This window comes from Dyadobacter sp. 3J3, from assembly GCF_009801115.1.
Taxonomy (GTDB): Bacteria; Bacteroidota; Bacteroidia; order Cytophagales; family Spirosomataceae; genus Dyadobacter.
In genome coordinates this window covers 101987-115818 of the sequence record NZ_VTOL01000001.1, presented here as the reverse complement: position 1 = coordinate 115818, position 13832 = coordinate 101987, and the positions used below count along the sequence as shown (strand labels likewise).

The window sequence follows — 13832 nt, the reverse complement described above, 5'->3', positions numbered from 1 at the left end:
TGAAAATGAAAAGATATATAAAGCAAATAGTAACATTGGCATTGCTGGTGTCGCTGGGAACAGGTTGTCAGGAAAGTTTTGATGATCTCTACGTTAATCCAAACAAACCAACGGATGTACCTGCATCCCTTTTGTTCAACCAGGTTTTGAACACGATGCTTGAATCGCCGGGTGGACAGCTTGACCGCACGAATCAGTATCAGTTACAGAACAATTCCTACTTTGGAAATAATCAATACAATTTTGGAGCGGGCAGCCAATTGTACGGTACGCTGACCAATGTTGTCAATATGGAAAAACAGGCGACGGTTTCCGGAGCAGCTGATTTGAATCCATACCACGCATTAGGCAAGTTTTTCAGAGCTTATTATTTTACAAAAATGAGCCTTGAAACGGGAGATATTCCTATGTCGGAAGCCTTGCAGGGAGCAACGGCTTTGATGCCGAAATATGATTCTCAGAAAACTGTTTTCCAAAACAGCCTGACAATGTTGGAAGAAGCAAATGCGGATCTTACCCAATTAATCGCAAAAAACGATGTGACTTTAACGGGTGATATGTATTTCTCAAACAGTTTGGCAGCATGGCAAAAAGTGGTCAACACTTTCCGTCTGCGTTTGCTGATTCATTTGAGCAAAAAGGCGACTACCGACGCTGATTTGAATGTTACTCAGCAATTTGCCATGATCATCAACGATCCGGTAAAATATCCTATCATGCTGACAAGTGCCAATGAATTGAAATATACGTGGCTGAACCCTACCAATCGTTATCCGCTAAATAAGGAAACTTTTGCAAACGGTGCCTTGAACAACAGTACTTCTACTTATGTAAGTTTATTGACGGATCGCAAAGATCCACGCGTTTTTATTACCACGGATCCTGCTCCGGGTTTGGTTACAGCCGGTGGAAGTCCTACCGACTTTTCATCTTTCAAAGGTGGAGATATCGGACTGGATATGGGCGCTTTGGCGAGCCAGAATGGCGGTGGTGTTTTGAGTTATATCAACCGGTACCGGTATTATTCAGGATATACGGGAGAAACAACCGCGATCATCGGATTCACAGAAATGTGTTTTAATATCGCCGAAGCCATTAACCATGGATGGATTACAAAAGGACCTTTGGGAGATGCGGAAGCATATTATAATGCAGGTATCAAAGCATCAATGAGTTTTTATTCGATCCCGGCAAAAGGCTCGATGACGGTTTATTCTCTTCCGTTGGGTGTGCCCGTTGCTGGTCCTTATGTTTCTTCAACGGTTAATGTTGATTATGATGCGTATTATGCTCAGGCAACAGTTAAATATGCAGGAAATAATGATGCTGGTTTAAAACAGATTTTAGAGCAAAAATACATCGCCTTTTATCTGAACAGTGGTTTGGAGGCCTATTTCAACTGGCGCAGAACGGGCATTCCGGTTTTCAAAACGGGTGTAGGGACAGGTAATAATGGTAAAATCGCTATGCGCTACAAGTATCAGGCGGCAGAACAGTCGGCTAATACGGCGAATTACAATTCAGCCATTACCCAATACAATAATGTCGATGACGTAAACGGTATCATGTGGTTGTTGAAATAAAAATAAATCCCGCAGATTTTACCCAACGGTAAAATCTGCGGGATACTAATTTGAAATCCAAATGAAAAATAAAGCACTTTTTCTGGCCTTAGTATCGGTTTTTACATTTTCAATGACCGTGAATGCGGATAATTTCCCAGCCGATTCCCTGCATCGTGGTGTAACTGCCCATCGTGGAAATTCCATCAAGTATACTGAAAATACGTTGCAGGCTTTCCAAAGCGGAATTGATCTGGGTGTTGATTGGGTTGAACTTGATATTTACAAAACAAAGGATAATGAAATCGTCGTCCTGCACGATCCGACAACCAAAAGGGTAGGAGATATCGATCTTGCGATTGCCAATTCAACGTATGAACAATTGAAAAAAGTGGATATCGCTACTGATTTTCGTACACGAAACGGAAAGACATTAGCGGAATGTCCGGCGGAGCATATGCCGCTTCTGGAAGATGCCGTAAAACTGATCATGAAACAAAAACAGACACACTTGTCTATTCAGCCAAAAGCGGATTGCGTTGCGGAAGCAATTGAAATTGTGAGAAAGTTAAAAGCTGAAAATATGGTTGGTTTTAACGATGGAAGCTTGAAATATATGTCTGATGTAAAAAGAATAGCACCGAAAATTCCTGTGTTCTGGGACAGACTTCCGACTACGAATGTGGAAGAAGATATTAAAATCGCAAAGGAAAAGGGATTTGAAACGTTGGTCATTCATTACAAAGGTATAACAGAAGAAACAGTTCAAAAGGTAAAATCCGCCGGACTTCATATTGGTACCTGGACCGTCAATGACCGCGAAACTTTGGAAAAATTACTAAAAGTTGGCGTTGAACGTATTTATACCGATGATCCGGCTTTATTAATTTCAATCAAGAATAGCTTAACGAAATAGGTGCAGAGCACTCAAATACTTGCGGTCCGCCGCGCGGTAGAAGGCCGCAATTCCCTATGGTTCATAAGGTGCGGAGCACCGCAATATTTTATGGTAACGAATTATCCATCCATAATAAATTATCGATCAAATCATTCAAAATGAAAAACCTGCTATTAACCTTACTTACCGGAACCCTACTTTCCACAACCGCTTTCGCTCAACAAAAACTGGATGTTCAGGCGCATCGCGGCGGTATGGCTTTGTATCCGGAAAATACCGTAACATCCATGATCAATGCGGTAAAACTTGGTGCCAAAACGCTGGAACTTGACTGTGTTATTTCCGCCGACGGAAAGGTCGTGGTTTCGCATGATTCCTATATGTCGTCGGATTTTATGTTGAAGCCTGACGGTTCCTCTATTTCAAAAAGTGAAGAAAAAAGTCTGTCGCTTTTTAAAATGTCATACGATAGCATCCGTAAGTTTGATGGCGGCAGTAAGCCACACCCACGTTTTCCGGAGCAAAAGAAAATGAAAACTTACAAGCCATTGCTTTCCGATTTAATTGATAGTGTTGAGGTGTATGTAAAGAAAAATAAACTGAAACCTGTTTATTACAACATGGAAACCAAAATTTCCCCACAGGGAGATGGCATTTTTAATCCGGCCCCGGATGTTTTTGTTTCCCTGGTAATGGATGTGATCAAAAAGAAGAAAATCGAAAACCGTACAACAATTCAGTCTTTTGATCCACGCACCTTGCAGATTTTACACAAGGAAAATGCAAAAGTAAAGCTCGCGTTTTTGTTGATGAACAAAGATAGTTTTGATGACAATATTACAAAACTTGGCTTCAAGCCGGATATTTATAGTCCATATTACACGCTTGTGAATGAAGAGTTAGTGAAAAAAGCACATGAAAATAAAGTGCTGGTTTTGCCGTGGACGGTTGATGAAGAAAAAGATATGTCCCAGCTGGCTGCCTATGGTGTGGATGGAATTATAACAAATCAGCCAGACCGCATGATCAAACTTTTTGGAAGTTATCAGACTAGATAGGGGAAATAGTAAAAATTGCAGATAGAAAAAATTTGTTCAGGCAGTAAGCTTTAAAGCATACTGCCTTTTTTTATAATTTATCAGGCACAATTTTAATGTTATCATTGAAAATGTTGTTACCAAATTTTAGAAATCTGTCAATAAAATAATTCCCATGAAAGCAATCTGGAACCACGAAGTAATTGCAGAAAGTGACGAGACGATCGTTATCGAAAATAACCATTATTTCCCCCTGCAGTCGGTCAACAAAGAATATCTGATTGAGTCGGCCACACACACAACCTGCCCATGGAAAGGCGAAGCTTCTTATTATACTTTGGAAGTTGACGGCAGATCAAATCCTGATGCCGCCTGGTATTATCCTCAGCCAAAAGATGCAGCTCAAAATATTAAGAATTACATCGCCTTTTGGAAAGGTGTTAAAATAGAAGCCTGAACCACACCATTATGAAATACGACGCAATTGTAATCGGCTCCGGCCAGGCAGGTACGCCACTTTCGAAAAAGCTTGCCGAAGCAGGAATGAAAACTGCTTTGATTGAAAAAAGATGGGTAGGCGGAACCTGTGTAAATGACGGATGCTCGCCTACAAAAGCGATGATTTCTTCTGCAAAACTGGCCTGGTCAGTTGCTAACAGCGAAAAACTTGGTATTCATGTTGGTGGTTACACGGTTGATCTCCATGAAATTCTTGGACGAAAAAATGAGGTTGTTTTAAGAATGCGCGGTGGTTCTGAAAAGGGAATTCTGAAAACTGAAAACCTGGATCTGATTTATGGGACAGCCACTTTTACTGGAGACAAAGAGATCACGGTGAAGCTAAATACGGGCGAAACTCAGGTTTTGACGGCCGATCAGTTTTTTTTGAATGTTGGTGAATATCCCTCGATTCCAGAGGTAGAAGGCATAGAAGAAATTGAATACCTGACTTCCACCACTATTATGGAATTGCAGGAAATTCCTGAACATCTGGTGATTATTGGAAGCGGTTATATCGCAATGGAATTTGGACAAATGTATCGTCGTTTTGGTAGCAAAGTGACGATTTTGGAGCAATCAGAACGAATATTACACCGAGAAGATGAAGATATTGCGGATGAAATTGTAAAGATATTTAAGGAAGAAGAAATTGAAATTATAACCGATTGTAAAGTCGAATTAATTAAGAAGGAAGAGGGAAGTATAAATCTCTTTTTAAGTGTTGCGGAGACTTCGAAAAACATTTCCTGTTCACATGTTTTGGTAGCAATTGGTAGAAAACCAAATACGGCCGATTTGGGTTTGGATGTTACTGGTGTTGAAATAAATGAAAAAGGATACATTCAGGTTAATGATAAGCTGGAAACATCAAAAGAAGGAATTTTTGCTTTGGGAGATGCAAAAGGCGGACCGGCATTTACGCATATCGCGTATGATGATTATCGGATAATTCAGGAAAATGTAATTAACAAAGGTGATGCGTCCACAAAAGATCGCCTTGTTCCTTACTGCATGTTTATTGATCCCCAGCTTGGACGTGTTGGTATTACGGAACAGGAAGCTAAAAAGATTGGAAAAAATGTTATCGTCGCAACAATTCCGAATACAAGCGTAGCCAGAGCCATTGAAACGGGTGATACGCGCGGTATGATGAAAGCAGTCGTTGATGCCGATTCGGGTAAAATTCTTGGTGCATCAGTATTGGCAGCGGCAGGAGGGGAAGTGGTCACGATCCTTCAAATGGCAATGATTGGCGGCGTTACATATGAACAAATAAAAAACGGTGTTTTTGCGCATCCTACGTATGCCGAATCGCTTAACAATTTGTTTATGTCATTGGATAAATAATTTTCTCATTATTGGAATGATAAACGGATACTAAACAGCCCTGATGATCATTGCCCAAAATATCAGTAAAGAATTCAACGGTATTCATGCAGTCAAAAATATTTCCTTTGAAGTAAAGGAAGGCCAGACTATGGTTTTCCTGGGTACAAGCGGCTGTGGAAAAACCACAACGCTGAAAATGCTGAACAGGCTTATTGAGCCTTCGTCAGGAAATATTACGATCAATGGGCAGGATATTTTTTCTTCCAAACCGGAGATTCTAAGGCGAAGTATCGGGTATGTTTCTCAGAATAATGGACTTTTTCCTCATTATACAGTTGCTGAAAATATAGCGGTTGTTCCAAATCTTTTAGGTTGGGATAAAGAGAAAATCAGGACGCGATCGGAGGCTTTGTTGGAGCAACTAAAACTGCCGGTTTCAGAGTACGCCAATAAATATCCTGATGAATTGAGCGGCGGACAAAAGCAAAGAGTTGCCATTGCGCGCGCACTGGTTTCTGATCCGCCGGTTTTGCTGATGGATGAACCCTTCGGCGCGCTGGATCCGATTACCAGAGCCGGAATCAGAAAAGAATTTCAGGAATTGCCAGAATTGAAAAGTAAAACGATTGTTCTGGTGACGCACGATGTGCAGGAAGCTTTTGAACTAGGTGATCAGATTTGCCTGATGGATAAAGGTGTAATCGTGCAAACCGGCACGCCCAGCGAATTAATATTCAATCCAACCAATGATTTTTCCAAAAGTTTTTTCAACCATCAAAGATTACAGCTTGAATTAAGTGCGCTGAAATTCAGTAAAATATGGAATGAGTTGGCAGATGCTCAACCGTATTCCATTGCTTCTTTAAATAGTACTCAAAGTTTGTGGGAAGGGATGGAATTGCTATCTGAAAAGAATCAGGACAAGCTTTGTGTAAAGGATGAAGAAAGTAATTCTTTAAAAGAAATTACAATACAGACAATTCAGTCTGTTTACCTGGAAATAAAAAGAAAGCGATGACGGAGCAGCAAAATCTCTGGCAGTTTATGATGCAGCAATCCGATAAATTGCTGTCTCAAACCGTCACGCATATTGGGTTAACCTGCATTTCTCTTCTCATTGCCGTTACCGTGGGTTTGCCGCTCGGAATCTGGATCTCAGAAAAGAAGAAAGCGGCCTGGGCTGTGCTGGGTATTGCAGGTATTTTGCAAACCATTCCCAGTATTGCTTTACTTGGTTTTATGATTCCACTTTTGGGAATTGGGGCATTTCCAGCAATTGCAGCGCTTTTTCTTTATGCTTTATTACCGATAATTCGAAATACTTATACCGGGATCACCAGTGTTGATCAGGGCATAACGGAATCGGCGCGTGGTATGGGTATGAATAAATGGCAAATTTTATTCAATGTAGAATTGCCACTGGCTATGCCGGTGATTCTGGCCGGAATTAGAACTGCGACAGTTATTAATGTGGGTGTCGCAACGCTGGCGGCATACATCGCTGCAGGTGGTTTGGGTGAATTTATTTTTGGCGGCATTGCGCTGAACAATACAAATATGATTCTGGCCGGTGCTATTCCATCTGCGTTATTGGCTATTACTCTGGATTTTTTGCTTTCATTATTTCAAAAAGCAAAGTTGAAAACGATGCGGAAAGTGTCGGTTGTGCTTCCCATAATTCTGCTGGTATGTTCTTCTTTTTATATTATTCCGCGCGCTCAGGTAAAAGTACTGGCTGGTTTTACGCCGGAATTTATGGGGCGGGAAGATGGATACCTTGGACTTAGATCAAAATACAAACTGGACATCCCAACCGTTGTGATCAGCGATGCGGTGATGTATAAAGCGGCTTTTGAAAATAAACTTGATGTGATCAGCGGTTATAGTACGGATGGAAGATTAAAGGCTTACGATCTGGTCACTTTAAAAGATGACAAATCAATTTTCCCTCCCTATTATGCAGCACCATTAGTTCGGCAGGATGTTCTGGAAAAATATCCGGAATTGCAGCCCGCGCTTGATATTCTTTCGGGTGTAATTAATGATTCCATTATGACGGAATTAAACTATAAGGTCGATTATTTGAAGCAGTTGCCTGAAAAAGTTGCGTTGGATTTTATGTTGGAAAAAGGTTTGTATAAAAAACCGCAAAGTACCACAAGTGAGCATGTAATAAGATTAGGGTCAAAGATTTTTGCCGAGCAATATATCCTGATCAACATGTACAAAATGCTGATTGAAGGAAATACAAAACTGAAAGTTGTAACCAGAACCGGCCTTGGGGGAACGAAAATTTGCTTTGATGCATTAACAAATAATGAGATCGACATGTACCCGGAATACACTGGAACGGGCTTGCTTGTGATCCTTAAACCGGACAAAAAAACGCTCGACGGAATGATTGACAGCCGGGACAAGGTTTTCAATTACGTTCAAAAAGAATTCTCAAATCAATATAAATTAAGCTGGCTGAAACCGATTGGTTTTAATAATGCCTATGCGCTGATGATGCGCAGAAGTCAGGCACAATCCTTGAATATACAGACCATTACAGATTTAAAACTTTATTTGTCTAATGAAAACCACCCACATTAGGGAAAGATATAATGTCGTCAGAAAGTATACTGAACAGCTTTGTCAACCTCTTGAAACAGAAGATTATGTACCGCAGCCAGTACCTTTCGTAAGTCCGCCGAAGTGGCATCTGGCGCATTCTACATGGTTTTTCGAAACCTTTATTCTAAAAAATCACCTTTCTGAGTATCGTGTTTTTGACGAAACTTTCAACTTTTTATTTAACAGTTATTACAACAATGTAGGCGATCGTGTACTGCGCACGGACAGGGGAAATATTACACGCCCGAAAGTTTCCTATGTGTACGCATACCGTCAATATGTGGATGAGCATATGAATGCCTTGCTTGAAACGCTTGATGATGAAAAGTCGCTGACGCTTATTGAATTGGGGCTGCATCATGAGCAACAACATCAGGAATTGCTGGTGACAGACATCAAATATATTCTAGGTCATAATCCGACTTTCCCGGTTTATAAACCAGGGCATAATCTGGTGGATGACATTAATACCGAAACAGGTTTTGCTCATGTATCCGAAGGCGTTTATGAAATTGGACATACAGGCGAAGGTTTCAGTTTTGACAATGAGTTAGGACGACATAAGGTTTATTTACAGGATTTTGAAATTAGTAAAGCGCTAGTTAGCAATGAGGAGTATATAGAATTCATTGATGCGGGTGGATATCAGGATTTTAATTTGTGGCTGGATGAAGGCTGGTCATGGGTGAATGAAAATGCTATTGATTCTCCAATGTACTGGCATAAAATAAACGGAGAGTGGTTTTATTTCACCATGGATGGTTTGCAAAAATTGAATCCAAAAGCAATTCTTTCACATGTAAGTTATTTCGAGGCCTGGGCTTTTGCGCAATGGAAAGAAATGCGCTTGCCTACTGAATTTGAATGGGAAATTGCTGCGGACCAATTCTCCTGGGGCAAACGCTGGGAATGGACAAACAGTGCTTATCTGGCCTATCCTAATTTCACCAAAGCAAAAGGCGCTGTGGGAGAATACAACGGCAAATTTATGATCAATTGCATGGTTTTGAGAGGAGCTTCCGTAGCAACATCACCGGACCACAGCAGAAAAACATACCGTAACTTTTTTCACACCAACGAACGCTGGCAATACACCGGAATTCGGTTGGTAAAATAGGTTTTAGCGGTTGGCTTTTAGCGATTAGCTGTTAATCCCAACCAATTTTTTCGCTAACAGCCAACCCCTGACAGCCAAAAGCTATCCATCAACTTACTTAAATATGGAAACCACTACAATCAGCACTATTTCTACTTTTGAACAGGATATTGACGAAGGACTAAGTGCGCCTTTGAAAAATATTTCATCCAAATATTTCTATGACGACTTGGGCAGTGTAATTTTTCAGGACATTATGAAAATGCCTGAATATTATCCTACGCCATGTGAATTTGAGATTTTGTCTCTTCAGGGAGAAAATATTATCAAAAAACTCGACTTTGACGAGCCATTTAATATCGTTGAGTTTGGTGCCGGTGATGGTATTAAAACACGTCAGCTATTAAAAAAGCTTATTGAAAATCATGTGGATTTTACCTATGTTCCTATTGATATTTCGCAAAAAGCAATTGAAGAACTGGAAGCGAATATGTTGGGTTATCTGCCAGGATTAAAAATCAAATCCATTGTGGGTAACTATTTTTCAGTGATTGAGGAATTGACGGAAATGGAGCAGCCGGGGTTGTTTCTATTTTTAGGAAGTAATATCGGTAATTATCTGGAAGATGATGCAAACGACCTTTTGCAACAATTTAATAGCCATATGAAAAGCGGTGATAAGCTTTTGATTGGCTTTGATCTTCAAAAAAATCCGGCAACGATCCGAAATGCTTATGACGATAGTCAGGGAATTACCAAGGCATTCAACATGAATCTGTTACAAAGAATGAACCGGGAATTGGGAGCAAATTTCAAGAAAGAGTTTTTTGATTTTTATTCGCATTACAATCCGATCAATGGTGAAGTTCGAAGTTATCTTGTTAGTTTAAAACAGCAGGAAGTGTACATTTCCAATATTGATAAAACATATTCATTCCGTCAAAATGAGTTGATATGGACAGAGTTGTCTAAAAAATATACAATTGCAGAAATTGAAAAACTGGCCGGTACAAATGGCTTTGAACTGGTTGAACATTTTCTGGATTGCAAACATTATTTTACGGATAGTTTGTGGACCAAATAATTTCTAAATTTACTTGGATAATAAATCAGGCTTTGCTTAAATAGTGAAGCCTTTTTCAATGTATATGTTGTCGATATTATCGATTTTTCTAATTCAGCTAACAGATTTGTTAACTTTGGTGTTAACTGTTTATGCGTTGCCAACAACCTTTCTGTAAACCAAATCCAAAATACAATTGTCATGGAAGTCGCCACTAACGAAGTTACAGTTGAAGACCTGAAATTGATTGAAATTTTAAAGGAAGTTCCTGATTGTCAATTGCAATGGTTTATAGATGAAAGTGAACACAGGATATTAAAAGAGGGAGATGTTTTCGCAAAATTGAATGAACCTGTCGTTTATACTCATATCATACTTCGCGGACGAATTGAACTCTACCGTTTACAGAACAATAATAAATCCAAAATAGCCGATCTTGTTGCTGGCAACATCACTGGAATTTTGCCTTTTTCAAGAGCGAAGGTTATGCCTGCCAGTGCAGTTTGTCTGGAAGAGACTGAGCTTCTGTCACTACCGAGAGAGAAAATGCGTGAGCTGATCCAGACGCATTATGAACTGACTCAGGTGCTTGTTCATGTGATGGCTTCCCGGATCAGGGAATTTACCGAATTGGAACAACAAAATGAGAAAATGATGGCGCTGGGAAAACTCTCGGCGGGTCTGGCGCATGAGTTAAACAATCCGGCCGCAGCAATTGTGAGAGGGTCGGTTTCTCTTGAAAAACATTTACAATGCCTTCCTGATGCGTTCAAACAGTTGATCTCCATTCGTCTGGATACGGATGATATTAATAAGGTGAATGATAAAATTCATAAGGCTCTGGATAACAAAGAGCGTCCGGTTTTGACGATGATGGAACGGGCCGATAAGGAGGATGAAATTACAGATTGGCTTGACGATCAGCCAGGTCTCAAAAATGTTTATGACATGGCTGAGAATTTTGTTGAATTTGGCCTTTCGATTGAGGATCTTGAAGAAATAAAAAGTCATATTCCGGAAGGGAAACTGTCTCCGTTATTAATCTGGATCAACAATAGTTTTACCACCGAAAGAATGGTTTCCGAGATAGGAATCGCTTCAAAAAGGATTTCAGATCTGGTTAATTCGGTTAAAACGTTTACCCACATGGATGGGGGAGGCGACAAGGTATTTGCCGATATCCGGACGGGCATCAAGAATACGATGACAATGCTGAATTATAAGATCAAAAAAGCAAATATTACGGTTACTGAGGATTTTGATGAAACTCTGCCTCCTGTAAAAGCGATGATCGGAGAGCTGAACCAGGTTTGGACCAACATCATTGACAATGCCACAGATGCATTGGAAAATAGAGAAAATCCGCAGCTGATATTGAAAACGAGACAGGACAGGGAGTTTGTATGTGTGTCTGTGATTGATAATGGACCCGGAATTCCGGAAGATGTTAAGTCGAAAATTTTCGATCCGTTTTTTACAACAAAAAAGATCGGACAGGGTACCGGATTAGGATTAGATGTTGTTACAAGAATCGTAAAACAACACAAAGGAACGATAAGCGTTACGTCGGAGCCGGGTAGAACCGAATTCATCGTTTGCTTCCCGATTAATGGATAATAACCTTCACTAAGTAAATAAGATCATATGGGGTTGCCAATTATTTTTTCAATTGATGATGATGCGCAGGTTTTAAGGGCCATCACCCGCGACCTAAAAACAAAGTACCGCGACACATATCGTGTTCTGAGTACGGATTCTGTAAAAGAGGCGCTGGAAAGTTTGATGGATCTTCAAAATAAAGGAGAGGAAGTAGCGATTTTTATTTCTGATCAACGCATGCCGGAAATGCAGGGCGTAGACTTTTTACAAAAAGCAAAAAAGATATTTCCTGATGCAAAACGTGTTTTGCTAACCGCATATTCGGACACGGACGCGGCAATAAAAGCGATCAATGACGTTCAGCTGGATTATTATCTGATGAAACCATGGGATCCGCCGGAGGAAAAATTATATCCCGCAATTGATGATTTGCTAAATGACTGGCAGGCGGATTATCGTCCTGATTTTAAAGGGATTAAAGTTATTGGTTACCAGTTTTCACCAAAATCTCATCAGATCAAGGATTTTCTTTACGGGAATCTTATTCCTTACACCTGGATGGATATCGAGACAAGCGAGCAGGGGAAATTGATCTGTTCAACCAATCAATTTGAGACTGCTGATTTTCCCGTTGTAATTCTGGAAGATGGAAGCTTGATGAAAAATCCGGCCGTACTTGATATTGCTTCAAAAATTGGTTTGAACGCTACCGTTAAGCAGCAAATTTATGATGTGATTATTATCGGAGCGGGTCCGGCAGGATTGGCGGCTTCGGTTTATGGGGCATCGGAAGGTTTGAGTACGCTTTTGATCGAGCGAAAAGCGCCGGGTGGACAAGCAGGAACAAGTTCAAGAATTGAGAATTATCTCGGTTTCCCATCAGGACTAAGTGGTGCGGATCTGACGAGAAGAGCTGTAACGCAGGCCACAAGATTTGGAACAGAAATTCTTTCGCCGCATTCGGTCAAGGAAATAAAAGTGAAAGATAAGTACAAAACTATTGTACTGGAAGATGGCACGGAAATCACTGCAAAAGCGGTTGTGATCACTACTGGTGTAGATTACCGTAAGTTAGAAACGCAAGGAATTGAAGATTTTACAGGTAAAGGAGTTTATTACGGTGCAGCCAATACGGAAGCGACTTCCTGTGGAAATAAGGAAGTTTATATTTTAGGAGGAGGAAATTCTGCCGGACAAGCGGCCATGTATCTTTCCAAATTCGCAAATCATGTGTATGTTATTGTGCGTAAAACGGACCTGAGTTCTTCAATGTCGCAGTATCTTATTGACCAGATTTCAACAACAGAAAATATAACAATTCTGGGTTGTACCGAAATTTTGGAAGCTTGCGGAGAAAATCATTTGCAAGGTTTGAAGCTGGTGGATCTGAATACAAGTGAGCAGCGTTCCGTTTCGGCTGATGCCTTATTTATATTCATCGGGGCAAAACCTTATACGGATTGGGTTGGTCTGGAAATTATCAAAAATAGCAAAGGTTTTATTGAAACCGGTCGTGAAATGAATAATTATCAAGAATTCAAACGTGTGTGGAAAGTGGATAGAGATCCCTATTTACTGGAAACGAGTTCGCCCGGAATTTTTGCTGCCGGTGACGTTCGTGCGGGTGCTATGAATAGGGTAACTTCTGCGGTGGGAGAAGGTTCTATGTCAATCAATATGGTTCATCAATATTTAAGCGAAATATAATGGCAGACGGAATTTGTAGTCACATCAGTGCGATTACTGAGATAAAAACGGCTAAAAAACGGGAGTGTGAAGAATGTGTGAAAACCGGTGGTAGATGGGTTCATTTGCGTACCTGCCAGACTTGTGGCATCACATTATGTTGTGATGATTCGCCTTCACAGCATATGACAAAACATTTTCATGCAACGGAACATCCGGTAATTATTTCATCCGAACCGGGTGAAAAATGGATGTGGTGTTACGTGGATGATTCATTTGTGGAGTATGATTAAGTATTGAATTTATTAAAACAGGAAACCTGTTTAGATGGATTTACATGATCCGTTTTGACAGGTTTTTTTAATTTTGATGCTTACTCATTCTATCCGGATTTTGCATATGGTCCGCCGAGCGGTAGAAAGAAATTCCAATCGACTTTTTTGAA

Annotated in this window: 12 protein-coding genes; all 12 read left to right on the top strand. The window is 40.3% G+C overall.

All coding sequences use genetic code 11. The features are described from left to right. The first annotated feature begins 5 nt into the window (after window positions 1–5). The 12 genes from FZF08_RS00495 (at window position 6) to FZF08_RS00440 (ending at window position 13680) form a co-directional block, all read left to right on the top strand. The gene (locus FZF08_RS00495; protein ID WP_159466668.1) at window positions 6–1583 is read left to right on the top strand and encodes a SusD/RagB family nutrient-binding outer membrane lipoprotein; all 1578 of its coding nucleotides are present in this window, start codon (window positions 6–8) and stop codon (window positions 1581–1583) included. A gap of 61 nt (window positions 1584–1644) precedes the next feature. Beyond that, complete coding sequence (locus tag FZF08_RS00490; protein WP_159466667.1) at window positions 1645–2478, top strand: glycerophosphodiester phosphodiesterase family protein; 834 nt, start codon at window positions 1645–1647, stop codon at window positions 2476–2478. Between the two features lie 140 nt (window positions 2479–2618). Next, the gene (locus FZF08_RS00485) at window positions 2619–3518 is read left to right on the top strand and encodes a glycerophosphodiester phosphodiesterase family protein (protein ID WP_159466666.1); all 900 of its coding nucleotides are present in this window, start codon (window positions 2619–2621) and stop codon (window positions 3516–3518) included. Between the two features lie 154 nt (window positions 3519–3672). After that, on the top strand, window positions 3673–3954 hold the full coding sequence (locus FZF08_RS00480) for a DUF427 domain-containing protein (protein WP_200836999.1): 282 nt from the start codon (window positions 3673–3675) through the stop codon (window positions 3952–3954). Window positions 3955–3965: 11 nt separating this feature from the next. Further along, on the top strand, window positions 3966–5345 hold the full coding sequence (locus tag FZF08_RS00475) for a mercuric reductase (protein ID WP_229216366.1): 1380 nt from the start codon (window positions 3966–3968) through the stop codon (window positions 5343–5345). Window positions 5346–5388: 43 nt separating this feature from the next. Next, the gene (locus FZF08_RS00470; RefSeq protein WP_159466665.1) at window positions 5389–6345 is read left to right on the top strand and encodes an ABC transporter ATP-binding protein; all 957 of its coding nucleotides are present in this window, start codon (window positions 5389–5391) and stop codon (window positions 6343–6345) included. Beyond that, complete coding sequence (locus FZF08_RS00465) at window positions 6342–7922, top strand: ABC transporter permease/substrate-binding protein (protein WP_159466664.1); 1581 nt, start codon at window positions 6342–6344, stop codon at window positions 7920–7922. Before FZF08_RS00470 ends, FZF08_RS00465 begins: the two co-directional genes overlap by 4 nt. Further along, entirely contained in the window at window positions 7903–9060 is a 1158-nt protein-coding gene (gene egtB, locus FZF08_RS00460; RefSeq protein ID WP_159466663.1) for an ergothioneine biosynthesis protein EgtB, read from the top strand. Before FZF08_RS00465 ends, egtB begins: the two co-directional genes overlap by 20 nt. Before the next feature lie 103 nt (window positions 9061–9163). Next, a complete protein-coding gene (locus FZF08_RS00455) occupies window positions 9164–10123 on the top strand; it encodes an L-histidine N(alpha)-methyltransferase (protein ID WP_229216365.1) in 960 nt (319 codons plus the stop codon). A gap of 180 nt (window positions 10124–10303) precedes the next feature. Further along, entirely contained in the window at window positions 10304–11719 is a 1416-nt protein-coding gene (locus FZF08_RS00450) for an ATP-binding protein (protein ID WP_159466662.1), read from the top strand. Window positions 11720–11746: 27 nt separating this feature from the next. Further along, window positions 11747–13408 carry a response regulator gene (locus FZF08_RS00445; RefSeq protein WP_159466661.1) on the top strand — a complete coding sequence of 554 codons (1662 nt, stop codon included), beginning with the start codon at window positions 11747–11749 and terminating at the stop codon, window positions 13406–13408. Further along, entirely contained in the window at window positions 13408–13680 is a 273-nt protein-coding gene (locus FZF08_RS00440) for a UBP-type zinc finger domain-containing protein (RefSeq protein WP_159466660.1), read from the top strand. Before FZF08_RS00445 ends, FZF08_RS00440 begins: the two co-directional genes overlap by 1 nt. Window positions 13681–13832 lie beyond the last annotated feature (152 nt).

Coding starts and splice junctions, on each gene's coding strand:
- FZF08_RS00470 (WP_159466665.1), top strand. CDS start 5,389: ATGATCATTGCCCAAAATATCAGTAAAGAATTCAACGGTATTCATGCA.
- FZF08_RS00485 (WP_159466666.1), top strand. CDS start 2,619: ATGAAAAACCTGCTATTAACCTTACTTACCGGAACCCTACTTTCCACA.
- FZF08_RS00450 (WP_159466662.1), top strand. CDS start 10,304: ATGGAAGTCGCCACTAACGAAGTTACAGTTGAAGACCTGAAATTGATT.
- FZF08_RS00445 (WP_159466661.1), top strand. CDS start 11,747: ATGGGGTTGCCAATTATTTTTTCAATTGATGATGATGCGCAGGTTTTA.
- FZF08_RS00490 (WP_159466667.1), top strand. CDS start 1,645: ATGAAAAATAAAGCACTTTTTCTGGCCTTAGTATCGGTTTTTACATTT.
- FZF08_RS00495 (WP_159466668.1), top strand. CDS start 6: ATGAAAAGATATATAAAGCAAATAGTAACATTGGCATTGCTGGTGTCG.
- egtB (WP_159466663.1), top strand. CDS start 7,903: ATGAAAACCACCCACATTAGGGAAAGATATAATGTCGTCAGAAAGTAT.
- FZF08_RS00480 (WP_200836999.1), top strand. CDS start 3,673: ATGAAAGCAATCTGGAACCACGAAGTAATTGCAGAAAGTGACGAGACG.
- FZF08_RS00475 (WP_229216366.1), top strand. CDS start 3,966: ATGAAATACGACGCAATTGTAATCGGCTCCGGCCAGGCAGGTACGCCA.
- FZF08_RS00440 (WP_159466660.1), top strand. CDS start 13,408: ATGGCAGACGGAATTTGTAGTCACATCAGTGCGATTACTGAGATAAAA.
- FZF08_RS00455 (WP_229216365.1), top strand. CDS start 9,164: ATGGAAACCACTACAATCAGCACTATTTCTACTTTTGAACAGGATATT.
- FZF08_RS00465 (WP_159466664.1), top strand. CDS start 6,342: ATGACGGAGCAGCAAAATCTCTGGCAGTTTATGATGCAGCAATCCGAT.